The organism is Streptomyces sp. NPDC029138 (assembly GCF_055564375.1).
The window spans coordinates 30,910-53,795 of sequence record NZ_JBVHWM010000053.1 but is presented as its reverse complement, the minus strand read 5'-3'; the positions used below and the strand labels follow the sequence as shown (position 1 = coordinate 53,795).

At 71.6% G+C, this 22,886-nt stretch carries 19 protein-coding genes and 2 tRNA genes; 8 read left to right on the top strand and 13 right to left on the bottom strand.

Features of this window, described 5'->3' with window-relative positions; genetic code table 11:
• Positions 1–137: 137 nt before the first annotated feature.
• On the bottom strand, positions 138–743 hold the full coding sequence (locus tag ACZ4WH_RS31555) for a TetR/AcrR family transcriptional regulator (protein WP_468187258.1): 606 nt from the start codon (positions 741–743) through the stop codon (positions 138–140).
• Between the two features lie 218 nt (positions 744–961).
• On the opposite strand from ACZ4WH_RS31555, the gene hisN reads away from it, so the two are divergent.
• Together hisN and ACZ4WH_RS31545 are read left to right on the top strand one after the other, a co-directional pair.
• Complete coding sequence (hisN, locus tag ACZ4WH_RS31550) at positions 962–1,762, top strand: histidinol-phosphatase (protein WP_468187256.1); 801 nt, start codon at positions 962–964, stop codon at positions 1,760–1,762.
• Positions 1,763–1,909: 147 nt separating this feature from the next.
• On the top strand, positions 1,910–2,305 hold the full coding sequence (locus ACZ4WH_RS31545) for a CBS domain-containing protein (protein ID WP_189890598.1): 396 nt from the start codon (positions 1,910–1,912) through the stop codon (positions 2,303–2,305).
• Positions 2,306–2,371: 66 nt separating this feature from the next.
• Here the strand turns inward: ACZ4WH_RS31545 and ACZ4WH_RS31540 are convergent, their stop codons facing one another.
• The gene (locus ACZ4WH_RS31540) at positions 2,372–3,826 is read right to left on the bottom strand and encodes a catalase (RefSeq protein WP_468187253.1); all 1,455 of its coding nucleotides are present in this window, start codon (positions 3,824–3,826) and stop codon (positions 2,372–2,374) included.
• 144 nt (positions 3,827–3,970) lie between these two features.
• On the opposite strand from ACZ4WH_RS31540, the gene ACZ4WH_RS31535 reads away from it, so the two are divergent.
• Positions 3,971–4,387 carry a Fur family transcriptional regulator gene (locus ACZ4WH_RS31535; protein ID WP_468187251.1) on the top strand — a complete coding sequence of 139 codons (417 nt, stop codon included), beginning with the start codon at positions 3,971–3,973 and terminating at the stop codon, positions 4,385–4,387.
• A gap of 124 nt (positions 4,388–4,511) precedes the next feature.
• On the opposite strand, the gene ACZ4WH_RS31530 is transcribed toward ACZ4WH_RS31535, so the two are convergent.
• The 4 genes from ACZ4WH_RS31530 to ACZ4WH_RS31515 all read right to left on the bottom strand — a co-directional run bounded on the left by ACZ4WH_RS31530 (position 4,512) and on the right by ACZ4WH_RS31515 (position 9,725).
• Positions 4,512–4,585 (bottom strand) — tRNA-Met (locus tag ACZ4WH_RS31530).
• A 68-nt stretch (positions 4,586–4,653) separates the two neighbouring features.
• Complete coding sequence (locus ACZ4WH_RS31525; RefSeq protein WP_468187249.1) at positions 4,654–6,465, bottom strand: tetratricopeptide repeat protein; 1,812 nt, start codon at positions 6,463–6,465, stop codon at positions 4,654–4,656.
• A gap of 205 nt (positions 6,466–6,670) precedes the next feature.
• Positions 6,671–6,744, bottom strand: a tRNA-Met gene (locus tag ACZ4WH_RS31520).
• Between the two features lie 41 nt (positions 6,745–6,785).
• Positions 6,786–9,725, bottom strand: coding sequence for a UPF0182 family membrane protein (locus ACZ4WH_RS31515; RefSeq protein ID WP_468187290.1), 2,940 nt, complete (start codon positions 9,723–9,725; stop codon positions 6,786–6,788).
• A 164-nt stretch (positions 9,726–9,889) separates the two neighbouring features.
• Between ACZ4WH_RS31515 and ACZ4WH_RS31510 the strand changes: the two genes are divergently transcribed.
• A complete protein-coding gene (locus tag ACZ4WH_RS31510; protein WP_468187248.1) occupies positions 9,890–10,432 on the top strand; it encodes a PPA1309 family protein in 543 nt (180 codons plus the stop codon).
• Between the two features lie 92 nt (positions 10,433–10,524).
• Here ACZ4WH_RS31510 and ACZ4WH_RS31505 read toward each other — a convergent pair whose 3' ends face one another.
• From ACZ4WH_RS31505 to ACZ4WH_RS31495, 3 genes are all read right to left on the bottom strand, one after another.
• Positions 10,525–11,622 carry a YlbL family protein gene (locus ACZ4WH_RS31505; protein WP_468187246.1) on the bottom strand — a complete coding sequence of 366 codons (1,098 nt, stop codon included), beginning with the start codon at positions 11,620–11,622 and terminating at the stop codon, positions 10,525–10,527.
• A 481-nt stretch (positions 11,623–12,103) separates the two neighbouring features.
• Entirely contained in the window at positions 12,104–12,565 is a 462-nt protein-coding gene (locus ACZ4WH_RS31500; protein ID WP_014674870.1) for a molybdenum cofactor biosynthesis protein MoaE, read from the bottom strand.
• 117 nt (positions 12,566–12,682) lie between these two features.
• A complete protein-coding gene (locus tag ACZ4WH_RS31495; RefSeq protein WP_468187244.1) occupies positions 12,683–13,795 on the bottom strand; it encodes an SDR family oxidoreductase in 1,113 nt (370 codons plus the stop codon).
• Positions 13,796–13,987: 192 nt separating this feature from the next.
• Here ACZ4WH_RS31495 and ACZ4WH_RS31490 point away from each other — a divergent pair, with 192 nt between their 5' ends.
• Complete coding sequence (locus ACZ4WH_RS31490; protein WP_468187242.1) at positions 13,988–15,457, top strand: zinc-dependent metalloprotease; 1,470 nt, start codon at positions 13,988–13,990, stop codon at positions 15,455–15,457.
• Positions 15,454–15,975, top strand: a complete 522-nt coding sequence (locus ACZ4WH_RS31485) for an NUDIX hydrolase (RefSeq protein WP_468187240.1) — start codon at positions 15,454–15,456, stop codon at positions 15,973–15,975. The genes ACZ4WH_RS31490 and ACZ4WH_RS31485 overlap by 4 nt, the downstream gene beginning before the upstream one ends.
• A gap of 77 nt (positions 15,976–16,052) precedes the next feature.
• On the opposite strand, the gene ACZ4WH_RS31480 is transcribed toward ACZ4WH_RS31485, so the two are convergent.
• The 4 genes from ACZ4WH_RS31480 to ACZ4WH_RS31465 form a co-directional block, all read right to left on the bottom strand.
• On the bottom strand, positions 16,053–16,808 hold the full coding sequence (locus ACZ4WH_RS31480) for an AIM24 family protein (RefSeq protein WP_468187238.1): 756 nt from the start codon (positions 16,806–16,808) through the stop codon (positions 16,053–16,055).
• 17 nt (positions 16,809–16,825) lie between these two features.
• Positions 16,826–17,506 carry an AIM24 family protein gene (locus ACZ4WH_RS31475; protein WP_468187236.1) on the bottom strand — a complete coding sequence of 227 codons (681 nt, stop codon included), beginning with the start codon at positions 17,504–17,506 and terminating at the stop codon, positions 16,826–16,828.
• An 11-nt stretch (positions 17,507–17,517) separates the two neighbouring features.
• On the bottom strand, positions 17,518–19,197 hold the full coding sequence (locus ACZ4WH_RS31470) for a TerD family protein (protein WP_468187234.1): 1,680 nt from the start codon (positions 19,195–19,197) through the stop codon (positions 17,518–17,520).
• A gap of 235 nt (positions 19,198–19,432) precedes the next feature.
• Entirely contained in the window at positions 19,433–20,038 is a 606-nt protein-coding gene (locus tag ACZ4WH_RS31465) for a M48 metallopeptidase family protein (protein ID WP_468187232.1), read from the bottom strand.
• A 243-nt stretch (positions 20,039–20,281) separates the two neighbouring features.
• Here ACZ4WH_RS31465 and ACZ4WH_RS31460 point away from each other — a divergent pair, with 243 nt between their 5' ends.
• Together ACZ4WH_RS31460 and ACZ4WH_RS31455 are read left to right on the top strand one after the other, a co-directional pair.
• Entirely contained in the window at positions 20,282–21,493 is a 1,212-nt protein-coding gene (locus ACZ4WH_RS31460) for a TOMM precursor leader peptide-binding protein (protein WP_468187230.1), read from the top strand.
• Positions 21,486–22,865 (top strand): ABC1 kinase family protein, encoded by a 1,380-nt coding sequence (locus ACZ4WH_RS31455; RefSeq protein ID WP_468187228.1) that lies wholly within the window; start codon positions 21,486–21,488, stop codon positions 22,863–22,865. The genes ACZ4WH_RS31460 and ACZ4WH_RS31455 overlap by 8 nt, the downstream gene beginning before the upstream one ends.
• Positions 22,866–22,886: the final 21 nt, after the last annotated feature.

Below are 22,886 nucleotides of genomic sequence, written 5' to 3'. Positions count from 1 at the left end.
TACGAGAACCGCGCCCGAAGTGGGCGGCGCACCGTACGAGAACCGCGCCCGAAGTGGGCGGCGCACCGTACGAGAACCGCGCCCGAAGTGGGCGGCGCACCGTACGAGAACCGCGCCCGAAGTGGGCGGCAGCCACCTCACACCAGGTGTCGTGGGAGTACCGCCCGCACCAGTTCCGCCATCCCGCCCTCCCCCGGCGGCGCCGCCACGCAGGACAGGGCGAGGCGTACGACCAGTTCGCAGGAGAGCAGCAGTTCGGCGGTGTCGGCCGGGGCGGCGGCGGGACCGGCCAGCGCGGTCGCCGCGCGGTCCCGGACGATCCGCACGAAGTCGCGGGGCGCCGGCAGCGGCCCGTCCGCCCGCCGCTGCGCCGGCACGGCGGAGGTGGAGGGTACGGCGGTGAGCGGCGGGCTCGGCAGCCGCTCGGTCCAGCAGCCGGTGAGCATGGCCCGGACCAGCGCGTTGTCCCGGGCGGCGGTGGCCGTCCACTCGGCGGTGGCGGTGAGCCGGTCCCGCGCCTCGGCGGAGCCGGCGAGGACCCGCTCGACGCCGGCGAGGTATCCGTCGGCCTCCCGCCGCACCAGCGCCCGGGCCAGGCCGTCCTTGCTGCCGAACTCGTTGTACAGGGTCTGCCGGGACACCCCGGCCGACGCCGCCACGTCGACCATCCGCACGGCGGACCACGGCCGGCGCGCGAGCGCCGTGTACGCGGCGTCCAACAGCGATTCCCGGGCAGCAGGCATCCTCGCCTCCCTGGACCACACCGACTCTGCGCCCAGATTTGACGCGCTTGTATGCACTGTCAAGGGTTTGCGAGGGGGCAGGGGGTGCTTCGGCCGTCCTTCCGCCGCGGGCCCGCCGTGGCCGGTCGCGCGGTTCCCGCGCCCCTTCGGGGCACTCCCCCGCGGACTCGCCAGGCCCCTGTGGCCCCGTACCGGCCCCGCCGGATACCGTTCCTCACATGCCCGACTACCTCGACGACCTCCGCCTCGCCCACGTCCTCGCGGACGCGGCCGACGCCGCCACCACGGCCCGCTTCAAGGCTCTCGACCTGAAGGTGGAGACGAAGCCGGACATGACGCCGGTGAGCGAAGCGGACAAGGCGGCCGAAGAACTCATCCGCGGCCAGCTCCAGCGGGCCCGCCCGAGGGACGCCGTCCTCGGCGAGGAGTACGGCATCGAGGGCACGGGCCCCCGCCGCTGGGTGATCGACCCGATCGACGGCACGAAGAACTACGTCCGGGGCGTCCCCGTCTGGGCCACCCTGATCTCCCTGATGGAGGCGGGTGAAACCGGCTATCAGCCCGTCGTCGGTCTCGTCTCCGCCCCCGCCCTCGGCCGCCGCTGGTGGGCCGCGCAGGGCCACGGTGCCTTCACCGGCCGCAACCTCACCTCCGCGACCCGCATCCACGTCTCCCGCGTCGGCAAGCTCGCGGACGCCTCCTTCGCGTACTCCTCGCTCTCCGGCTGGGAGGAGCGGAACCGCCTGGACGGCTTCCTGGACCTCTCCCGCCAGGTGTGGCGCACGCGCGCGTACGGCGACTTCTGGCCGTACATGATGGTCGCCGAGGGCTCTGTGGACATCTGCGCCGAGCCGGAGCTGTCCCTGTGGGACATGGCCGCCAACGCGATCATCGTGACGGAGGCGGGCGGCACCTTCACCGGCCTCGACGGCCGCCCGGGCCCGCACAGCGGCAACGCGGCGGCGTCCAACGGCCTTCTCCACGACGAGCTGCTGGGGTATCTCAACCCCCGCCGGTGAGGACCGGGCGTACTCCCGCCACGCCCTCAACTGGCGCCGCGCGCCCCCTTGTTGACCGTCCCTTTACCTGGCACTCTGAGCCCACCCCCACTTGTGAATTTGTGAATCCATGAACCAGTCGTGGATTCCCAAGGAGGTGGCCCATCCATGCTCGTCCGTGACGCCATGAGCACGGTGATACTCACCCTCGGCCCCGCCCACACCCTCCGCCAGGCAGCCGCCCTGATGTCCGCACGCCGCGTCGGCGCCGCCGTGGTCCTCGACCCGGACGCCGGCGGCATCGGCATCCTCACCGAACGCGACATCCTCAACTCCGTCGGCCTCGGTCAGAACCCGGACGCGGAACGCACCCACGCCCACACCACCACCGACGTCGTCTTCGCCGCCCCCACCTGGACGCTGGAGGAGGCGGCCCGCGCCATGGCGCACGGCGGCTTCCGGCACCTCGTGGTCCTCGACCGCGGTGACGTGGCCGGGATCGTCTCGGTCCGCGACATCGTCCGCCGCTGGCTCCCGGCCCGCGAGCCCACACCCGCCCTGTGACATGCGAAGCGGGCCGGACCCCGAGCACCATGGGGTCCGGCCCGCCCAGCCGCGAGGGCGGCCGGCTCAGCCGCGCAGCTCCCGCACCGCCGCTTCCAGCCGCTTGCCCAAGTCGGCGTCGGCGCCCGCGAAGTTGCCGATCGCGCGCTCGACGATGTCCTCGCGGGAGACCTGGGAGATGGCGCCCGCCAGGTTGGCGATCAGCCGCTCCTTCTCCGCCTCGGACATCAGCCGGTAGAGGTTGCCCGCCTGCACGAAGTCGTCGTCCTCGGCGTGCACGGGCGTCGGGTGGTTGCCGGTGCCGCCCGTGAAGCCGTCGAACGGCTGCCAGAGCGGGCGGCCGGTCTGCTGCGGCCCGCCGAAGCTGTTCGGCTCGTAGTTCTTGGCACCGCCGTGCCGCCCGTCGTAGAGGTAGCCGTCACGGGAGTTGGTGCGCGCCTCGGTGGCGTGCGGACGGTTCACCGGCAGGTGGTCGGCGTTGATGCCGACGCGGTAGCGGTGGGCGTCGCCGTACGCGAAGAGCCGGCCCTGGAGCATCTTGTCGGGCGACGGGCCGATGCCGGGCACGAAGTGCGCCGGGGAGAAGATCGACTGCTCGACCTCGGCGAAGATGTTCTGCGGGTTGCGGTTCAGCTCCAGCTTGCCGATCTCGATGACCGGGTAGTCCGCGTGCGGCCACACCTTGGTCAGGTCGAACGGGTTGAAGCGGTACGTCGCCGCGTCCGCCGCCGGCATGATCTGCACGCCCACGGTCCAGCTCGGGAACTCGCCGCGCTCGATCGCCTCGCGCAGGTCGCGCTGGTGCGAGTCGGGGTCCTTGCCCGCGAGGACCTCCGCCTCCTCGGCGGTGAGGTTCTTGATCCCCTGGTCGGTCTTGAAGTGGTACTTGACCCAGAAGACCTCGCCGGCCGCGTTGTTCCACTGGTAGGTGTGCGAGCCGAAGCCGTCCATGTGGCGGTACGACGCCGGGATGCCACGGTCTCCGAACAGCCAGGTCACCTGGTGGGTCGACTCGGGCGACAGCGACCAGAAGTCCCACACGTTGTCGGCCTCGGTGCTGCCGGTGTACGGGTCGCGCTTCTGAGTGTGGATGAAGTCCGGGAACTTGATCGCGTCCCGGATGAAGAAGACCGGGGTGTTGTTGCCGACGAGGTCGTAGTTGCCGTCCTCGGTGTAGAACTTCAGCGCGAAGCCGCGCGGGTCACGGACGGCGTCCGCCGCGCCGAGGTTGCCGGCCACGGTCGAGAAGCGCAGGAAGACCTCGGTCTGCTTGCCGACCTCGGAGAGGAACGCGGCGCGCGTGTACGGCGTCACATCGGCGGTCACGGTGAAGGTGCCGTACGCGCCGGCGCCACGGGCGTGCACCACGCGCTCCGGGATGCGCTCACGGTTGAAGTGCGCCAGCTTCTCCAGCAGCAGCTGGTCCTGGACGAGGACCGGCCCGCCGACGCCCGCCGTCTCGCTGTTCTGGTTGTCGGCGACCGGGGCACCGGCCTCCGTGGTGAGCGGTCCCTGCGTCACGTGCGCCTCCTGCGTCATCACTGACTAGTCCTGTCCTGTGGCCAAAGCCGTTCCCGATCCTACAATGGACATTGTCTAAGTCAAACGGCGATCCAAAGTCACACCTGTTCCGTCCTAGGGTGTCTTCCTGTTAGGCTGGTGGCCATGAGCGACCTTCTGGAACGGCTGCGTGGACGCGGATGGCGGATGACCGCGCAGCGGCGCGTGGTGGCCGAGGTCCTGAACGGCGAGCACGTCCATCTGACGGCCGACGAGGTCCACGCACGGGCTGTCGCGAAGCTGCCCGAGATCTCCCGGGCGACCGTCTACAACACGCTGGGCGAGCTGGTCTCGCTCGGCGAGGTGCTGGAAGTCACGACGGACAAGCGCGCCAAGCGGTACGACCCGAACGCCCACCAGCCACACCATCACCTGGTCTGCGCCCGGTGCGGCGCGATCCGCGACGTGCACCCGACCGGCAACCCCCTCGCCGACCTCCCCGACACCGAGCGCTTCGGCTTCACGGTGTCGGACGTCGAGGTGACGTACCGGGGGCTGTGCCCGAACTGTTCGGGCGCGTAGCACACCCGTTCCCCGGAGCCCCGGCATCCGCCGGGGCTCTTCGCGTATGCGCACGTAGGGCATTACGCGCACGAAAACACCGAGGGCCGGAACCCATCTCTGGATTCCGGCCCTCGGCCTTCAGTAGCGGGGACAGGATTTGAACCTGCGACCTCTGGGTTATGAGCCCAGCGAGCTACCGAGCTGCTCCACCCCGCGTCGATGAACACGACACTACGGGAGGGAAGCATCGAGAAGCAAATCAGTTGGGGCGGGGGTGTCCGGCGTCACGCCGACAGCTCCTCACGCAGCGCGTCCCGCAGCCGTCCCGCCCGCTCCGCCACCTCCGCCGGCCCCAGCGCGACCGCCCTGTCGGCCCACCGCTGCCCCTCCGCCAGCTCGCCCCGACGCGCGTAGACCAGAGCCAGCCGCAGCGCCGCCCGCCCGTGCCCGGCGTCGGCCGCCCGGGTCCACCACACCGCCGCCTCCGGCTCGCTCCCCTCGCGGGCGAGCAGCAGCCCCAGGTTGAAGGCGCCGTTGCGCGACCCGGCCTCGGCCGCCGCCCGGTACCACCGCGCCGCCTCCACCACGTCACCCCGGGCCGCCGCGAGCATGCCGACCCGCACCTGCGCCCGCCGGTGCCCCTGCGAGGCGGCACGCTCGTACCACTCCTCGCACTCGGTCTTCTCCTGCACCGTCTCCCCCAGCTCGTGCGCGGGCTCCGGTGGCCGGCGGGCGTCGAGCAGGGTGGCCAGCCGGTATGCGCCCTCCGCGCTGCCGCCGCCCGCCGCACAGCGCAGATGGCGCTCGGCCTCCTGCTCGTCGCCCTCGCGCAGCCGGGCGATCCCGACCTGGAGCGCGGCCTCGGCGTGCCCGGCGGCCGCCGCGCGCTCGTACCAGCACAGCGCCATCGCGTCCTCGCCGCGCCCGGCGTAGAGGATGCCGAGGTTGAACGCGGCGTCCACGCTTCCGGCCTCGGCGGCCTTGGAGAACCACGGCTCGGCGCCGGTCGTGTCGCCGTTCTGGAGCAGCAGGATGGCCAGCGCGTTCGCGGCCTCCCGGTGCCCGGCGTAGGCGGCCCGCCGGTACCACTGCTCGGCCTGCGCGGTCCGCCCCTGCTCGGCGCAGAGCAGCCCGAGGTTGTAGGCGCCGTTGTCGTCGCCGGCGTCCAGCGCGGCCCGGTACCAGCGCTCGGCGGTCTGGGTCTCGCCGCGCTCGGCGTGCAGCGCGCCCAGCGCGTTGGCCGCGTTGCCGTCGCCGTCCTGGGCGGCGCGCAGCCACCACACGGCCGCGCTCTCGGTGTCCCCGGCGTCGCGCAGCAGGAAGCCGAGCGCGCAGGCGGCCCGCGGCTCGCCGTCCTTGGCGGAGGTCAGGTACCAGCGGCCGGCCTCCTTCAGCTCGCCGCGCTTCTCCAGGATCGCCCCGAGTTGCAGCGCGGCCCGCCGGTGGCCGCGCGCGGCGGCCTGCCGGTACCACTGCTCGGCCTCCGCGGCAGCGTTGTCACCCCCGGTCTCCTCCCCGTGTCCGGCCGCGCGGTCGAGCGCGCGCGCCAGCCGGTAGGCGGCCTCCCGGTGCCCGCGCTCGGCGGCGGCGCGCATCCAGTGCTCGGCGCCGACGTCCCCGCGGTGCTCCAGCAGGTCGGCGAGCGCGTAGGCGCCGAGGACATGACCCTGCTCGGCGGACTGGCGCAGCCAGTACTCGGCGGCGGGCTCGTCCCCGCGCTCGCGGTGGTGGCGGCCGAGCGCGTGCGCTGCGGCGGCGGAACCGGCGACGGCGGCGATCCGCCACCAGCCGGCCGCCTCCTCGGGGTAGCCGCGCTGGTGCAGCAGGACGCCCAGGTTGTTGGCGGCGGCCCGGTCACCGGCCGCGGTGGCCGCGCGCAGGTGGGGTTCGGCTCCGTCGAGGTCGCCACGGCGCAGCAGCATGGCTCCGAGGACGCTGGCCGCCTCGGCGTCACCGCTCTGCGCGGCGAGCGCGAGGCGCGTCTCCTCGGCGGCTTCCCCCATGTCCACCATCTCGTCGCGGGCCGGCTCCGTAGCGGAAGGCTGCACAAATCGCCCTGACTCGAACAGAGTTGCCTTGTCCCCCATAACGTCCATCGTCGCACCACCTGCAACCTGGGTACACCCGGTATACCGCAGCCCGTGAGGTCACTTGAGCGTTTTGTCGACATGCCCACAGGGAGACAAGTCAAACACAGACCACCCAACTCCCCACGGCGGCGCGGCCGTCCCTCCCCTCAGTACATGAGTTCGCACACCACGAAGGCCCGGATCCGTGTTGGATCCGGGCCTTCGACTTCAGTAGCGGGGACAGGATTTGAACCTGCGACCTCTGGGTTATGAGCCCAGCGAGCTACCGAGCTGCTCCACCCCGCGCCGTTGTGTGTCAACCGTACCACGGCGCGGAGGGGTATTGATCAACTCCTGTTTTCGTCGCTGTTCTTGTCAGCGTTCTTGTCGGCGTTCTCGTCGCTGCTCTTGTCGCCGTTCTTGCCGCTGGTGTCGCCGGCCTTGGACTGTGCCTCCTCGGCCCGCTTCAGCGCGTTCTGAAGATCCTTCTGCGCCTTGGCGTACGCGTCCCAGTCCGGCCCGTTCTTCAGCGCCTGCTGCCCGGCGTCGAACGCCTTCTGGGCGTCTTCCAGCGCCTGCTTGACCGTCGGATTGCTGGTGTTGGGCGGGGTCGTGGTGCCGGTCTCCGGCGGTCTGGTCGAACTCTTGACCCCGAACACCTCGTTGAGGGCCTCGTCCAGGGTGTCCTTGAAGGCGGTCTTGCCCTCGTAGGTGACCAGAACCTTCCTCAGCAACGGGTACTTGAGCGAGCCACCGCGGACGTAGACCGGCTCCGCGTACAGCAGGCCCCCGTCCAGTGGCACGGTCAGCAGATTGCCGTACTCGACCTTCGAATGCCCGCGGCTGAGAAGGCTGATGGTCTCGGCGATGGCCGATTCGGAGTTGAACTGGCTCTGGACCTGTTTGGGGCCGTCGACGGTCGTGTTCGTCGGCAGCTTCAGGACTCTGATCCTGCCGTAGTCGCTGGTGCGCGGGTCGGAGTCGACGGCCATGAAAGCGCTGAGGTTGTCCCGCCCGTTGGGCGTGAACGTCGTCGTCAGCGAGAACGCCTGGGCGCTCTGGCCCGGCATCTTCATGCTCAGGTAGTACGGCGGCACCGCGCTGCCGGAGTTGTTGGTCGGGTCGTCCGGGACCTCCCACACCTCGCTGCCGGTGAGGAAGGTCTGCGCGTCCGTCACGTGGTAGCGGGTGAGCAGCTCGCGCTGCACCTTGAACAGGTCCTGCGGATAGCGCAGATGGTCCATCAGGTCGGCGGAGATCGCGCTGCGCGGCTCCACCGTGTCGGGGAAGGCCTTCATCCAGGTCTTCAGCACCGGGTCCTGGGTGTCCCACTGGTACAGCTTGACCTCGCCGGTGTACGCGTCGACGGTCGCCTTCACCGAGTTGCGGATGTAGTTGACCTGGTTCTGCTGGGCCACCACCGCGCGGGAGTTGTTCGTCGCGGTCAGCGAGTCGGCCGTCGTGTCGCCGAGGGTCGTACGGGAGGAGTACGGGTAGCCGTTCGACGTCGTGTACGCGTCGACGATCCACTGGATGCGGCCGTTCACGACCGCCGGGTACGCGTCGCCGTCGATGGTCAGCCAGGGGGCGACCGCCTCCACGCGCTCCTTGGGCGTGCGGTTGTACAGGATCCGCGAGCCCTTGCCGATCGCGCCCGAGTAGAGGATCTGCGGCTCGTTGAACGCCGCCGCGTACGCGGCCCGGTTGACCGGGTTGTCGAGGTTGACCCCGCTCTCGCCCTGGTAGCTGGTGGTCATCTCACGCTCGTTGTCGGAGTAGTCGACCTCCTTCTGGGGGCCTCCGACGATCGAGTACGTGGTGGTCTTCTCGCCGTAGTAGATCCGCTGCTCGTACGTCCCGAGGTCGCCCTGCGACGGCAGGTTCTTCTCGGTGAACACCGGCCGGCCCTCGGAGTCGGCCTCGGTTCCCTTGGCGGCCACCACGCCGAAGCCGTGCGTGTAGCGGAAGTGGTCGTTGATCCAGTTGTTCTTCGGGATGCCGTCCAGGTTCAGTTCGCGCAGACCGATGACGGTGTCCTGCTCCTTGCCGTCCTTGGCGTACCGGTCGACGTCGAGGTTGGTCGGGAACCCGTAGTAGGCCTTGATCTGCTGGAGCTGCTGGAACGTCGGCGAGACGACGTTCGGGTCCATGATGCGGATGCTGGCCGTGGCGTCGACCTGGTCGCGCAGCCTGGTCTTGTCCGAGGTCGTGGACTTGCCCGCGTACTCGGTGACCTTGGCGTCGTCGATGCCGTACGCATCCCGGGTCGCCTTCAGGTTCTTCTGGACGTACGGCGCCTCCTTGGCCTGCTCGTTCGGCTGGACCTGGAACTTCTGCACGATGGCCGGGTACAGGCCGCCGATCAGGATCGCCGACAGGACCATCAGGCCGAAGCCGATGACCGGCAGCTGCCAGGTACGCCGCCACAGGGTGGCGAAGAACAGCAGCGCGCAGATGACGGCGATGCAGAACAGGATCGTCTTGGCCGGCAGATAGGCGTTGGCGTCGACGTAGCGCAGCCCGGTCCAGTTGTCGGTCGCCTTGAAGTCGCTGGACTTGACGGCGAGGCCGTACCGGTCGAGCCAGTAGGCGACCGCCTTGAGGGCGACGAAGATGCCGAGCAGCACCGACAGGTGTCCGGTCGCGGCGGCGGTGGCGCGCGCGCCCGGGCTGGTGACGCGCAGCCCGCCGTACAGGTAGTGCGTGAGCGCGGCGGCGATCAGGCACAGGATGGCGGCGGCGAAGCCGAAGCCCAGCAGGAAGCGGTACCAGGGCAGGTCGAAGGCGTAGAAGGAGACGTCGAGGTGGAACTGCGGGTCCTTCTGGTGGAACGGCACGCCGTTCACCCACATCAGCCAGGTCCGCCACTGGCCGGCCGCCGAGGCGCCCGCGATCAGCCCGACCAGGGCGGTGACGGCGAGCAGCAGCCACTTCTTGTACGGCGCGACGGCCATACGGTAGCGGTCGAGGCTCTGCTGCTCCATGGACATGGCGCTGAGCGGGGGCCGCAGCCGGTGCGCGAGCCAGATGTTGAGGCCGACCGCGGCCGCCATCAGCAGGCCGAAGACGAAGAACAGCCCGATCTTGGTCGACAGGGTGGTGGTGAACACGGACGAGTAGTGCACCGACCGGTACCACAGCCAGTCCGTCCAGAAGCCCGCGAACATGGTGAACACCATGCCGAGCACGGCAAGGACGCCCAGTGTCACGAGCAGGGTCCTCACCCTCCGGGACGGGCGGCCCGCTCTGATCCGTGGCCCCGTCGGGCCTCCGCCGCGGTCCGGCATCTGGAAAGCCAAGGTGCGCACCTCGAAGTTCGCTGTCGATCCGTCAGACCCTCGGGTTCGCGGGCCCGCCGTGGCCCCCCGTGATCGCGGGCCCACACCTATGCAACTTACTCACGGTTTACTCGGTTCCCGATTCAGGCCGGGAACGAGGCAGGATTGTGACCATGTCCAACACTCCCATGGCAGCGAGCCCGCTCACCCGGGCCGTACTCGAGATCGACGAGTACGTCTCCGGCCTCGGCTGGGACCAGCCCGCTCGCCTCTTCGCCCTCGTAGACACCGCACGGCTGCGGGCTCAGGAACCTTCGCTCGCGGCCCAGCTGGGCCTGGAGGACGAGTCCGAGACCGTCGGTCTCACCCCGATCGAGCAGGACGAGATCCCGTCCGGCAAGCCTCTCGACGAGTTCCTCGCCACCATCGCCTGGCCCGACGCGGTGACCGGCTGCGCGCTCACGGTGGAGCGCCTGATGCTGCCGCCGTCCGCCGAGGCCCAGGTGCCCTCCGGTCTGGACGAGGCCGGGCTGGCCAGGTGGGTGGCCGAGCACCCCGAGCGGCAGGAGGTCCGGATGACGGTGGCCGTGCTGCGCGACGGCAGCCGCGAGTCGGCGCTGCGGCTGCGGGAGAAGGACTCCCCGACGGAGGTCCTGACCGGCCCCGACCTGGTACCGGGCCTGGCGGACGCCCTGGCGGCGACGTTCGCCGACTGATCCCGTTCGCGGACGGACCCCGTCCCGCCCGGGGTACGGCGCTGGGGGCGCCCCTGGTGGTCAGGGGCGCCCCCAGCCGTGTCACGGCCCGCTCAGCCCTTCGTGGTGCACTTCGGCAGGGCGGCGGTGTCCCCGCCGCGGATGTCCTTCAGCGCGTCCAGCGCGTCGCCGATGGTCTTGACCTTGACCAGGGTGAGCCCGCCCGGGGTGTCCTTGGCGGCCGCCGCACAGTTGTCGGCGGGGGTCAGGAAGTACCGGGCGCCCCGGTCGCGCGCGCCGACGGTCTTCATCTCGACGCCGCCGATCGGGCCGACCGTGCCGTTGTCGTCGATGGTGCCGGTGCCGGCGACGAACTTGCCGCCGGTGAGGCTGCCCGGGGTGAGCTTGTCGTAGATGCCGAGGGCGAACATCAGACCGGCGCTGGGCCCGCCGACGTCGGCCAGCTTGATGTCGACGGTGAACGGGAAGGTGTGGTCGGTCCCGGCGGAGATGCCGACGATGGCCCGCTTGGCCCCGGTGTCGTGGGAGGTCGTCGTCGTGATGGTGACGTCCCGCGTCCTGGTCGCCGTCCTGTTGGCCTTCTCGGCGGCGGCCTGCTCCTTGGCGGGCACGACGGTGAAGACGACCTTCTGCCCCGGCTTGTGCCGGGTGACCAGCTTGGCGACGTCGGACGGCTGCTTGATCGCCGTACCGTCGACGGCCTTGATCACGTCACCGGCGTGCAGCCTGCCCTCGGCCGGGGAGCCCTTGACGACCGTGGAGACGATCACCCAGGACTTCACCGGGACGCCCAGTTCCTTCAGGGCGGCGACCTTGGCGCTCTCCTGGGACTGGCTGAACTCCTCGGCGTTCTCCTGGCTGGACTGCTCCTCCGTCTTGCCGTCCGGGTACAGCGTGTCGTGCGGGACGATCTTGCTGTCGTGCGCGAGCCAGCCGTAGACGGCCTCGACCAGGTTCATCCGGTAGTCCGCGCTGGTGACCCGGACGGTGGTCATGTTCAGATGGCCGTCCGTCGGATAGGTCTTGTGCCCCGAGACCTGAAGCACCGGCTCGCCGTCGTGTTCCCCGAGCGTGTTCACGGTCGGGCCGGGAGACATCTCCGCGTACGGCACGGGGATGAGGACTCCCGCGCACAGGAGCGCGATCAGCATCAGGGTCGAGGCGAGCATCGTCGCGGTGCGGCGTGGCATGTCACGACAGTACGGGACGCCTCTGTCAGCGCACTGTCAGGGCACCCCCGTCAGGCGCCGCGCGCACCCGAGTGGGACTTCTCCATGGCCTCGCGGAACCGGGCGTATCCGTCCAGCTCAGGGCCGTCGCTCCGCGCCTTGCGGGTCCGATTGGCCCACGTTCCCCACAGTCCACCGCCGATCGCAGCCACAAGCGGAATCAGCAGCCAGACAAGCACCCCCATGCCGACCTCCCATACGCCATGAGCGTCCGCAAATGACTGATCAGCAGATTAACGTTCTGCACGGACAACGCTCACGCTAGGGTGCCGGTTACGCAACCGGAGGAAGCGTGTGCCCCTTGTGACGCCTTCGGGGGACCACCGAAGACCAGACGGATCAGCGGGCGCGGCGGGGGTCGGCGGGCGCCGGGCGGGGTCAGCAGGCGCCGGCCGAGGTCAGCAGGCGGGCCGACGAGGGCCAGCAGGCGGGCCGGGCGGGATCAGCAGGCGCCGACCCACTCCTCTGTGCCGTCCGAGAACTTCTGGTGCTTCCAGATGGGCACCTCGTGCTTGAGGTCGTCGATCAGCTTGCGGCAGGCGTCGAAGGCCTCCGCGCGGTGCGGGCAGGCCACGGCGACGACGACGGCGAGGTCCCCGACCCGGAGATCCCCCACCCGGTGGACGGCGGCCAGCGCCCGCACGGGGTGGTCCGCGACGACCTTCTCGGCGATCCGCCGCATCTCCGCCTCGGCACTGGGATGGCAGGAGTACCCGAGCGCGTCCACGTCGGCGCCCCCGTCGTGGTTCCGCACGGTCCCCACGAACAGTGCGACACCCCCGGCCGCGTCGTCCCCGACGGCCTGGAACACCTCGTCCACGGAGAGCGGGGTCTCCCGGATGCCGATCAGCTTGATGGGGTCCTGAGCCGCCTGCTCACCGGGGTGATCGTTCGTATGCGCCATGCCCCCCATCGTGCCCCACGGGTGTGACAACGCGGAATACGAGTTTCAGCAGGCACGCGCGCGGGACGCTTTGGAGGCTCCTACAGCGGAGCTTCCACTTCGGCCGCTCGGCGCACCTCAGACCCGCCGCCGAGCCTTCCGGGCCCGCCGTACGACAGCCGCCGCGCCGAGCAGAGCGACCGTCGCGCCCGCCGCACCGGCGGCCGTCGCGTCCTTGCGCCCCAGCCGCCGCCCGGCCACCGTGTGCCGCCCGGAGACCTCCTCCAGCAACTCGGCGAGCACCTCCTCGTTGGTCCACTGCGGCCGCCACCCGGCGTCGTGCAGCCGGCTCCCGCTGACCACCCAGGGGTACATCGTGTACGCGAGGTCCCCCGCCGGGGACGGGGTGAGCCCGATCCGGTGCAGCCGGGCCGCCGCGCCGAGCGCGACCGTCGAGGGCAGCTCCATCCGCCGGATGCCGCTCAGCTCCTCGACCTCCTCCTGCTCCAGCCACCCGTCGCAGCCGACGGCCAGCTCCCCGTCGACCTTCTCCAGCACGGCGTACTCCAGGGCGCTGCACAGATCCTCGACATGGCAGAACTGCCACGCGGGCCGCGACCCGGCCACGACCAGCAGCCGCGGCGACTCGAAGTACCTGGTCAGCGCGGTGTCCGTGCCGCCGACCAGGACGGCCGGCCGCACCACGGTGACGTTCAGGCCCGGATGCGCGCGCGGAGCCCGCCGCGCCAGGCGTTCGATCTCCAGCAGGTCCCCGACACCGGTCGCCTCGGCGGTGGCGCGCAGCTCGGCGTCCTCCGACAGCGGCAGCTCGTTGTCGGGCAGCGCGCCGTAGACCATCGCCGAGGTGCAGAGCACCACCCGGTGCACGCCGGCCGCCGCGGCGGCGGTCAGCACGGTCTGGGTCCCCCGGACGTTGTAAGCGGTGCGCGCCGCCGGATCGGTCTCCAGGTCGAGGTCGAGCGCGAGGTGGACGACGACGTCGGCGCCCCGCAGCTTGTCCGCGATGGCGGGGTCGCGGACGTCGAGGATGTGCCACTGCGCGCCGGCGCACTCGCCGCGCCGCTCGTCGATGGCGAGGACCTGTTTGATCTCCTGCGACGCGGCGAGTCGCTCGGTGAGCAGGGCGCCGACCCCGGTGGCGGCGCCGGTCACCGCGACGACGGGCCCGCGCACGGCGGGAGAGGTTGAGAGGTTTCGCGCTGCGCGAACCTGCGGATCTGGGGAACTCACCGGGCGTCTCCAGCGGTTGTCTTCAGTACGGGCGCGAGTGACGCGTGCGTACCAGGTGCATCCATCCTGCCGCAGGCCTTCCGTGGGCGAAGCACCGAGGCCCGATCGGGTCGGGGTGTCTACGCTGGGTGGTGTTGTCGGGCAGCCGCGCCGCCGGAGCGAAACCGGTGGCCTTACCAGCCGAGGAATCCCGTGAGTGACACCCCATTCGGTTTCGGCCTTCCGCCGGAGGAGCCGGAAGACGGCGACGAGGGCAAGAAGAAGGACCAGCAGAGCGGTGGTGGGCAGGGACCGGCCAATCCGTTCGGTTTCGGCGGCCTGCCCGGAGCCGGCGGCTTTGGCGGCCCCGGCGCCGACAACCCGCTCGCAGCCATGTTCGGTTCCCTGAACCCCACCGACCTGGGCGCCGCGTTCCAGCAGCTGGGCCAGATGCTCTCGTACGAGGGCGGCCCGGTGAACTGGGACATGGCCAAGCAGATCGCCCGCCAGACGGTCGCCCAGGGCACTTCGGACGGCACGAAGGACGCGAGTGTCGGCCCGGCCGAGCGCAGGGCGGTGGAGGAGGCCGTCCGCCTCGCCGACCTGTGGCTGGACGACGCGACGTCCCTGCCGTCGGGCTCCGGCTCCGCGGTGGCCTGGTCGCGCGCGGAGTGGGTCGAGGCGACCCTGCCCGCCTGGCAGGAGCTGGTCGACCCGGTCGCCGAGCGGGTCGGCGCGGCCATGGGTGACGTCCTGCCGGAGGAGATGCAGGCCATGGCGGGCCCGCTGATCGGCATGATGCGCTCGATGGGCGGCGCCATGTTCGGCACGCAGATCGGGCAGGCCGTGGGCGTGCTCGCGGGCGAGGTCGTCGGCTCCACCGACATCGGCCTGCCGCTGGGCCCGGCAGGCAAGGCCGCGCTGCTCCCGGCCAACGTGGAGGCGTTCGGCAAGGATCTGAGCGTGCCGCAGGAGGAGGTGCGGCTTTACCTGGCGCTGCGCGAGGCCGCGCACCAGCGGCTGTTCGCGCACGTGCCGTGGCTGCGCTCGCACCTGTTCGGCGCGGTCGACGGCTACGCGCGCGGCATCAAGGTCGACACGGCCAAGCTGGAGGACGTGGTCGGCCAGTTCGACCCGCAGAACCCCGAGCAGTTGCAGGACGCGCTCCAGCAGGGCATGTTCCAGCCGGAGGACACGCCCGAGCAGAAGGCCGCCCTGGCCCGTCTGGAGACCGCTCTGGCGCTCGTGGAGGGCTGGGTGGACGCGGTGGTCCACGCCGCCGCGAAGCCGCGCCTGTCGTCCGCCGACGCCCTGCGCGAGACGCTGCGCCGGCGCCGTGCGACCGGTGGCCCGGCGGAGCAGACGTTCGCCACGCTGATCGGCCTGGAGCTGCGCCCGCGCCGGCTGCGCGACGCCTCCCGTCTGTGGGCCTCGCTCACGGACGCGCGCGGGGTCGACGGCCGGGACGGCCTGTGGGCCCACCCGGACATGCTGCCGACCGCGACCGACCTGGACGACCCGGACGGCTTCGTCCACCGCGAGCAGCTGGACTTCTCCGAGCTGGACAAGATGCTCGGCGAGGCGGCGGGCGGCTCCGAGGGCAAGCCCGACCTGCGCAGGAAGGACGACGGCGAGAGGGACGAGGCCGAGGGCGACGACGGCAAGGGCGACGACGCCGAGTGAGCCTGTACGACGACGCGGTCCTCGTCCTGAAGGGGTACGAGGGCCAGGAAGAGCTGCGCCAGGCCTACCTGGACCATCTGGCGGCCCACCCGGACGGCCTGTGGAAGGCCTGCCACGCGGGCCATCTCACGGCCAGCGCCCTGGTGATCGACCGCGAGCGCGGCCGGGTGCTGCTCACGCTGCACCGGAAGCTGCGGATGTGGCTACAGATGGGCGGCCACTGTGAGCCGGGCGACCCGACGCTCGAGGCGGCGGCCCTGCGGGAGGCGACCGAGGAGTCCGGCATCACCGGACTGACGCTGCTTCCCGGCGGCCCGGTGAGGCTGGACCGGCATCCCATCCCGGCGCCGTGCCACTGGCACTTCGACGTCCAGTACGCGGTCCTGGCCCCGCCCGGCGCGGTGCAGGAGATCAGCGACGAGTCGCTCGACCTGCGCTGGTACGCCTACGACGAGGTGGCGGGCGTGGCCGACGAGTCGGTCGTACGCCTGCTGGAGGCCACGCGCGCGAGACCCTGAGGGGGGTAAGGGGCGACCGCCCAGGCGGTCGCCCCTTACTTCTTGCCGACGGTCACCCTCACTTCCGCCTGTCCGGCTCAGCTCCAGACGTTGCCCTGGTTCTGGCCGCGCGCCCCCTGCTGCCCCATGCCGAACTGGGCGGCGACGCCCTGCCCGATCTGCGCGTTCTGCGGCGGCAGCAGCTCGCTGGGCTGCACCAGCGCGAACCCGGTGCCCATGAAGCTCAGCTCCCAGCCCTCACCGGTGTTGCCGCGCCGGCGCCACACGCCGGAGGAGTGCGTCTGGGCCTGCATCTGCACGCGCAGCCCGGTCGACCAGGCCACGATCGCGTCGGCGTCGCAGTTGACGTATCTGTCGGGCGTGACCTGCATCAGCAGCGGCGCCCCGGAGGTCATCAGGGCGACCCGGCCGCGCCCGGTGATGTTGAGCTGGTACTTCCCGGAGCCGGAGATGCCGTAGAGGCTGTCGACGGCGATGACCTCGTGGTGCAGCGAGGAGTCCATGGCGAGGACGTAGGAGCTGTCGACGGTCAGCCCGTCCTGCTCGACATCCATGACGTGCACGTACTGGGCGAGGTTCGCGAGATAGACGGTGCCCTGTCCGTGACAGCGCATCAGGTCCAGGCCCTCGCCGGTGTGCGCACGCGCGCGTGCCTGGCCGTTGCTGCGGTACTCGGCGTCGAACTCGACCAGGCCCTGGTAGGCGACCATGGTGCCCTTGCGGGCGAGCAGGTCGTCGTGGCCCTCCAGGGTGACGCGGAGCATCTGCGCGTTCTGGAGGCTCCAGCGCTCCTGCGTCTGGAGGTCGTTGTGCGCGAAAAGCGGGCTCTGCATGGTGTTCTGGCTCCCCCTCAGCCCCGGATCCGGAGGCGGTCGGTGCTGTCCTCGCTGGGCTGGACGACGACGATGCCCTGGCCGGAGAAGGCCATCTGGTAGGCCTCGCCGCTGCCCCGGCCGATCAGCGACTGGGCCTTGAAGCTGCGCTTGCCCTTCACCTTCAGGTTCGGCGACCAGGCGACGAGCGCGTCCGGGTCGACGTACGTCTCGTCCTCGCCGCCGCCGCAGTCCACGACGATCGGCTTGCCCCGGGAAGTGAGGGCCACCCAGCCCTGACCGGAGATCTTCGTGTTCCACAGCCCCTGCCCGGCGAACTTGGCGAGCCCCTTCACGCGCTCCACGCCCCAGGTCAGGTGCGCGTCGAAGGCGAGCAGGTTGGTCGCGTTGACGGAGATGCCGTCGCCGTTGAGGTTGATCACGACGACGTTCGCCCCGTAGTCGGCGAGGTAGAGCAGGCCGTCGCCGGAGCACTTCATCAGCGGGGCGCCCTCGCCGGTGACCCAGTCGCGGGCGATCTGGCGGACGGCCGGCGGGTTGGGCTCGTACTGGATGAAGCCCTCGTAGGCGACCATCGACCCCACGCGCGCGAGGAGGTCGTTCCCGGTCTGGAGGGCGACCTTCAGCATGTGGCTGCCGTGGTTCTCCATGCGGGCGGTGACGGGTGCGGGGGCGAAGCCCGCGAGCGGCTGGTTCATGACGGGCTCCCTCAGACCTCGTACGGCTGGACGACGATGAAGTTGCCGGGCGCGCCCCGGAACTGGAGGTTGACGCTCTCGCCGGTGTCGCCCGGGTAGGCGTTGCGGCGCATGCGGACCTGGCTGGAGACGATCACCTGGGAGGCGGCCGACCAGGCGACGACGGCGTTGCAGTCGGCGAAGGTGGTCGGCGTGACCGGCAGGACCACGGGCGTGCCGTGCGTCTTGACGACGATCGTGCCCGTGCCCTGGAACTGCATGGTGAACAGCGCGCCGCCCGGGATGCCGTGGCCCTCGATCCGCCGGACCTCGTACTGGAGGCTCTCGTCGAAGGCGAGGACGTTCTCGGCGGACACGCAGATGGCGTCGCCCTGGAGCTCGACGGGGTGCAGATGGGTGGAGTTCTCGGCGAGGAACACCTGGCCCTGGCCGGTGCAGCGCATCAGCTGCATCTCCTGGCCGGTGGCGTTGCCGACGATCCGCCCGGCGAACCCGGCGCCCTTGTAGCTGAAGTCGACCTTGCCCTGGTAGAGCACCATGCTGCCCTGCTTGGCCAGCACGGGCTGGCCGCCGACGCCGAGGTCGACGCGGATCAGCTTCTTGTTCTGCTGCGTCCAGCGCTGGCCGGTCGGCGTCTCCTTGAACGCCTGGAGCGCGGCCGTCACCCCGGCGCCGCCCTGGGGCGCGCCCTGCGGCACGCCGTAGGGGGCGGGCTGCTGACCGGGGACCTGCCCGTAGCCCGGGGGCATGGGCGGGGTCGGCTGACCGCCGTAGGGCGCGGGCTGCTGGCCGTATCCGGGCGGCAACGGCGCGCCGGGCTGGCCGCCGTACGACGGCTGCTGCGGCGGCTGGCCGTAGGGCGCGGCGGAAGCCGGGGGCGCGGCCGGCGGCGGGACGGTGCCGCCGCCCGGCGGGGTCAGGGGCGCGACGACCGTGGGCGCGGCGTGCACGTTCGGACCGGGCGCCGGGGCCGGTGCCGGGGGCGGGGTGTGGCCGGGGGGCGGGGCGAAGCCCTGCGGGGCGGGCGCCGGCGTGGGTTCGGGGGCGGGGGCCGGGGCGGGCGCGGGGGCGCCGAACGCGGGCGGGGGCGTGGTCTGGGCGGGCGGGGCGAAGCCGGGGGCGGCGCCGGGCTGCGGTTGCTGCGGGGCGGCCGGCGCCTCCTCTTCCGCCACCTCGCCACCGAAGTTCTTCAGCAGCGCCTCCAGACCGCCGTCGAAGCCCTGTCCGACGGCGGCGAACCGCCACCCGTCCTTGAAGTAGAAGTCACCGAGCATCACGGCCCGCTCGGTGGAGAACTCCGCACCGCTGAAGGAGTACCGCGCGACCTCCTCGCCGCCCGCCACGATGCGCAGGTATCCGGGAGCGATCTGGGACATCTGTCCGGCGCCGTCGAGGGTCGCCGTGAAGGACAGCTTGCGGATGTGCGAGGGGATCCGGTCGAGCGTGACCCGGAACGACTCCGTGTCACCCGCCTGGGCGCCCAGCAGCTGGATGGACTCCTCCGGGGACTTCGGCTGGTTGAAGAAGACGAAGTACCGGTCGTCCGAGAGACGCTCGTCGGCGTCCAGACCGAAGCAGCTGATGTCGAAGGTCAGTCCGGGGCCGGAGATCTGCACGCCTACGTACAGATCCGTGCCCGCGGTGAGGTCACTGATCCTGGCCTTGTGGCCGCGTTGGAATTCCCTGGCCATGCGTTACGACCGTCCCCCATCCCGAATGTGAGTGCGTCGCGCCAGGCTAACGGCAAAGACCGACAGCGACCCCCGAGGGTGCTGGTCGGTACAGACCCGGTACACAACCGCACCCGGCCGCGCACACGGAGGCCGATCGGCACGCGGGAGTGCGCCCGGTGCCACGGGAGGGCGCTCGGTCCTACGGGAGGGCGCTCGGTCCTACGGAAGGACGCTCGGCCCTACAGGAGGGCGCTCAGGTGTCCTGCTCATCGCGTGCGCCCGGCACGTGCGGCAGCCGCGCGGCGGCGACCACCCCTTCGAGGTAGCCGCGGGCCCGCTCGGTGCGCGGGAAGGCCTCCAGCAGCCGCCAGAAGTCGGGGCCGTGGCCGGGGACGAGCAGATGCGCCAGCTCGTGACAGAGCACGTAGTCGACGACGTACTCCGGCATCCCCTGGAGCCGGTGCGAGAGCCGGATGCTGCCCTCGGCCGGGGTGCACGAACCCCAGCGGGTGTTCTGGTTGGTGACCCAGCGCACGGAGGCGGGCCGGGCGCGGCCGTCGAAGTACTGCGCGGACAGCCGCTCGGCACGCTCGGCCAGCTCGGCGTCGCCCAGTACCCGCTTGCTCTCCTGGGCGGCGAGTTTGTCGAGCATGACGGTGACCCAGCGCTGCTCCTCCGCCTTCGACATCCGGGCGGGAATCAGTACGACGGTGCGGTCGCCCTCGCGGTACGCGGAGACGGTCCGGCGGCGCCGGGCGCTCCTGCGGACCTCGATCGCGCTCGTCCCCGAGCCGCGGGGCGGCTGGCTCGTCGTGCTGCGCTGTGGTTCACCGGCGCGGTGCAGTGGGTCGGCGGGCACGCCCCGACGTTACCCGCTGGGCAGGGGCAAAGTCCCGGCCCGGGGACGGTTCACTCCTGATCCCCCACCATGTGTTTGATTAGTACGACCGATCCGTACATCCGTTTTGCACCACTTCACCCCACCTGGCCTCACCTGATTGGTATGAAGAACACCCCCAGCCTGTGGATAACTCCCGACGCCCGGAGCACGGGGCCGGGCATGCTGGCGCAGACACGACGACACGGACACGGGGGGCGAGTCATGCATCCGGTGGTGAAGCCCGCGCTGCGGCGCGGCTGGCGGGATCGCAACACCGTGCAGTTCGGGATGACCCCGGCGCACGCCCTGACACTGGGCCCGGTCGCCACGGCGACCGGCAGTTTCCTGGACCTGCTCGACGGCACCCGCGGGCTGCCGCTGCTGCGCGAGGAGGGCCGCCGGGCGGACGTGCCGGCCGATCACGTCGACGCGCTGGTGGAGCGGCTGGCCCGCGCGGGCCTCGTCGACGACGCGCGCGGCGGTGGACCGGCCGCGGACGCGCTGCGGGAGAAGACGGACGTCCTCGATCGGCTGCGCCCCGACCTCGCCTCGCTCTCCCTCATCACGCCCGAGCCGGGCGGCGCGCTGGCCCGGCTCGCGGCCCGGCGCGCGCTGCGGGTCCGGGTGCGGGGCGCGGGCCGGGTCGGCGCCCTGCTGGCGTCCGTCCTGTCGGGCGCCGGCGTCGGTGAGGTCGACGTGTGCGACGTGGGCCGGGTGGAGCCGTGGGACGTGGCGCCGGGCGGGCTGACCGCCGAGTCACTGGGCGACCGCCGGGACGCGGCGGCGCGCGCCGCCGTCCGCCGCGCCGCACCGGACCGCCCACCGCGCCACGCCCACTCCCCGGGCTCCGGCGCCGAGGACCCCGGCCTCTCCCTGGTGATCTTCGCGCCCCGCGACGACGTCGCCGTGCACGCCCCCGATCCGTTCACCGCCGAACCGCTCATGACAACCGGCACCCCTCATCTGTATGCCGGGGTCGTGGAGGGCACGGGTGTCGTCGGCCCGCTCGTCCTGCCCGGCGAGTCGGGCTGCGCCGGCTGCCTGGACCGGGACCGCACGGACCGGGACCCGGCCTGGCCGCGCCTGGTCACCCAGTGGCGGTCGGGCAGGGCACGCCGGGTCGGGGCCTGTGATCTGACCCTCGCCACGGCGGTGGCCGGTCTCGCCGCGGCGCACGCCCTGGCCTTCCTCGACGGGGGGACACCGTCCACCGCGGGTACTCGCTGGGAGGTGTCCCTGCCCGGTCTGCACTGGCGCGCCCGGCCGGTCCGGCCGCATCCGGGATGCGCCTGCGGGGCGGCGGAGAGAGAGAAACGGGAGCACTCCGCAACCGATGGCGAGACGCGCGCGACAATGGCGGTGCAACGGCCGTCGACGAAGCGGCGACGCGAAGGCGCGGCACGGCCGACTGGGACCTGGAGGGCGCATGTCTGATCTTCCCCGGAAGGCGGTCACCCGGACCGCCAAGCTCGCCGCACTCCCGCTCGGCTTCGCCGGCCGGGCGACCTGGGGGCTGGGCAAGCGGATCGTGGGCGAGTCCGCGGAGATCGTCGGCCGCGAGCTGCAACAGCGCACGGCGGAGCAACTGTTCAAGGTGCTCGGCGAGCTGAAGGGCGGCGCGATGAAGTTCGGGCAGGCACTGTCCGTCTTCGAGTCGGCGCTGCCCGAGGAGGTCGCCGGCCCCTACCGCGCGGCCCTGACCAAGCTCCAGGAGGCGGCCCCGCCGATGCCGACCCGCACCGTGCACGCGGTGCTCCAGGAGCGGCTCGGTCCGGACTGGCGCGACCTGTTCGAGGAGTTCGAGGACAAGCCGGCCGCCGCCGCCTCGATCGGCCAGGTGCACCGGGCGGTGTGGCACGACGGCCGCGAGGTGGCGGTCAAGGTCCAGTACCCGGGCGCCGGCGAGGCACTGCTCTCCGACCTCGGCCAACTGAGCCGGTTCGCCCGGCTGTTGGGCCCGCTCATCCCGGGCATGGACATCAAGCCGCTGATCGCGGAGCTGCGGGACCGCGTCTCGGAGGAGCTGGACTACGGACTGGAGGCCCAGGCGCAGAGCGCCCACGCGGAGGAGTTCGCGGGCGATCCGGACGTGGTCGTCCCGGCGGTGGTGCACCAGTGCGATCAGGTGCTGGTGACCGAGTGGATCGACGGCATCCCGCTGTCCGAGGTCATCGCGGACGGCACCCAGGAGCAGCGTGACCGGGCCGGCCAGCTCCTCGCCCGCTTCCTCTTCTCCGGCCCCGCCCGCACCGGCCTGCTGCACGCCGACCCCCATCCGGGCAACTTCCGTCTGCTGCCCGGCGGCCCTGACGGCGCGGACGACTGGCGCCTGGGGGTCCTCGACTTCGGCACCGTCGACCGGCTCCCCGGCGGCCTGCCGGCTCCGATCGGCATCTCGCTGCGGATGACGCTGGACGGGGAGGCGGAGACGGTCTACGAGCTGCTGTGCGCCGAGGGTTTCGTGAAGGAGACCATCGAGCTGGACCCGGACGCGGTCCTGGACTACCTGCTGCCGATCATCGAGCCGGCCCGGGTGGAGGCGTTCACCTTCACCCGCTCCTGGGTGCGCAGCCAGGCCGCCCGCATCGCCGACCCCCGCTCCCCCGCCTACCAGCTCGGCAAGAAGCTCAACCTGCCGCCGGCCTATCTGCTGATACACCGGGTGACGCTCAGCACGATCGGGGTCCTGTGCCAGCTGGGCGCCACGGTACGGCTGCGCGAGGAACTGGAGGAGTGGCTGCCGGGCTTCGTGACCGACCTGGCCGAGGACGACACCGGTGAGGAGGAGTCCGTGGCGGGGGCGTGATCGGCGTGCCCTGAGTGATCT

Bases quoted from the DNA above. Each gene is read 5' to 3' on its own strand.
- ACZ4WH_RS31505 (WP_468187246.1), bottom strand. From the start codon at position 11,622: ATGCCACGCCGCACCGCGACGATGCTCGCCTCGACCCTGATGCTGATC.
- ACZ4WH_RS31515 (WP_468187290.1), bottom strand. From the start codon at position 9,725: ATGCCGGACCGCGGCGGAGGCCCGACGGGGCCACGGATCAGAGCGGGC.
- ACZ4WH_RS31525 (WP_468187249.1), bottom strand. From the start codon at position 6,465: ATGGACGTTATGGGGGACAAGGCAACTCTGTTCGAGTCAGGGCGATTT.
- ACZ4WH_RS31470 (WP_468187234.1), bottom strand. From the start codon at position 19,197: ATGGCCAGGGAATTCCAACGCGGCCACAAGGCCAGGATCAGTGACCTC.
- ACZ4WH_RS31480 (WP_468187238.1), bottom strand. From the start codon at position 16,808: ATGCAGAGCCCGCTTTTCGCGCACAACGACCTCCAGACGCAGGAGCGC.
- ACZ4WH_RS31535 (WP_468187251.1), top strand. From the start codon at position 3,971: ATGAGCGACCTTCTGGAACGGCTGCGTGGACGCGGATGGCGGATGACC.
- ACZ4WH_RS31475 (WP_468187236.1), bottom strand. From the start codon at position 17,506: ATGAACCAGCCGCTCGCGGGCTTCGCCCCCGCACCCGTCACCGCCCGC.
- ACZ4WH_RS31555 (WP_468187258.1), bottom strand. From the start codon at position 743: ATGCCTGCTGCCCGGGAATCGCTGTTGGACGCCGCGTACACGGCGCTC.
- ACZ4WH_RS31500 (WP_014674870.1), bottom strand. From the start codon at position 12,565: ATGGCGCATACGAACGATCACCCCGGTGAGCAGGCGGCTCAGGACCCC.
- ACZ4WH_RS31460 (WP_468187230.1), top strand. From the start codon at position 20,282: ATGCATCCGGTGGTGAAGCCCGCGCTGCGGCGCGGCTGGCGGGATCGC.
- ACZ4WH_RS31455 (WP_468187228.1), top strand. From the start codon at position 21,486: ATGTCTGATCTTCCCCGGAAGGCGGTCACCCGGACCGCCAAGCTCGCC.
- hisN (WP_468187256.1), top strand. From the start codon at position 962: ATGCCCGACTACCTCGACGACCTCCGCCTCGCCCACGTCCTCGCGGAC.
- ACZ4WH_RS31510 (WP_468187248.1), top strand. From the start codon at position 9,890: ATGTCCAACACTCCCATGGCAGCGAGCCCGCTCACCCGGGCCGTACTC.
- ACZ4WH_RS31545 (WP_189890598.1), top strand. From the start codon at position 1,910: ATGCTCGTCCGTGACGCCATGAGCACGGTGATACTCACCCTCGGCCCC.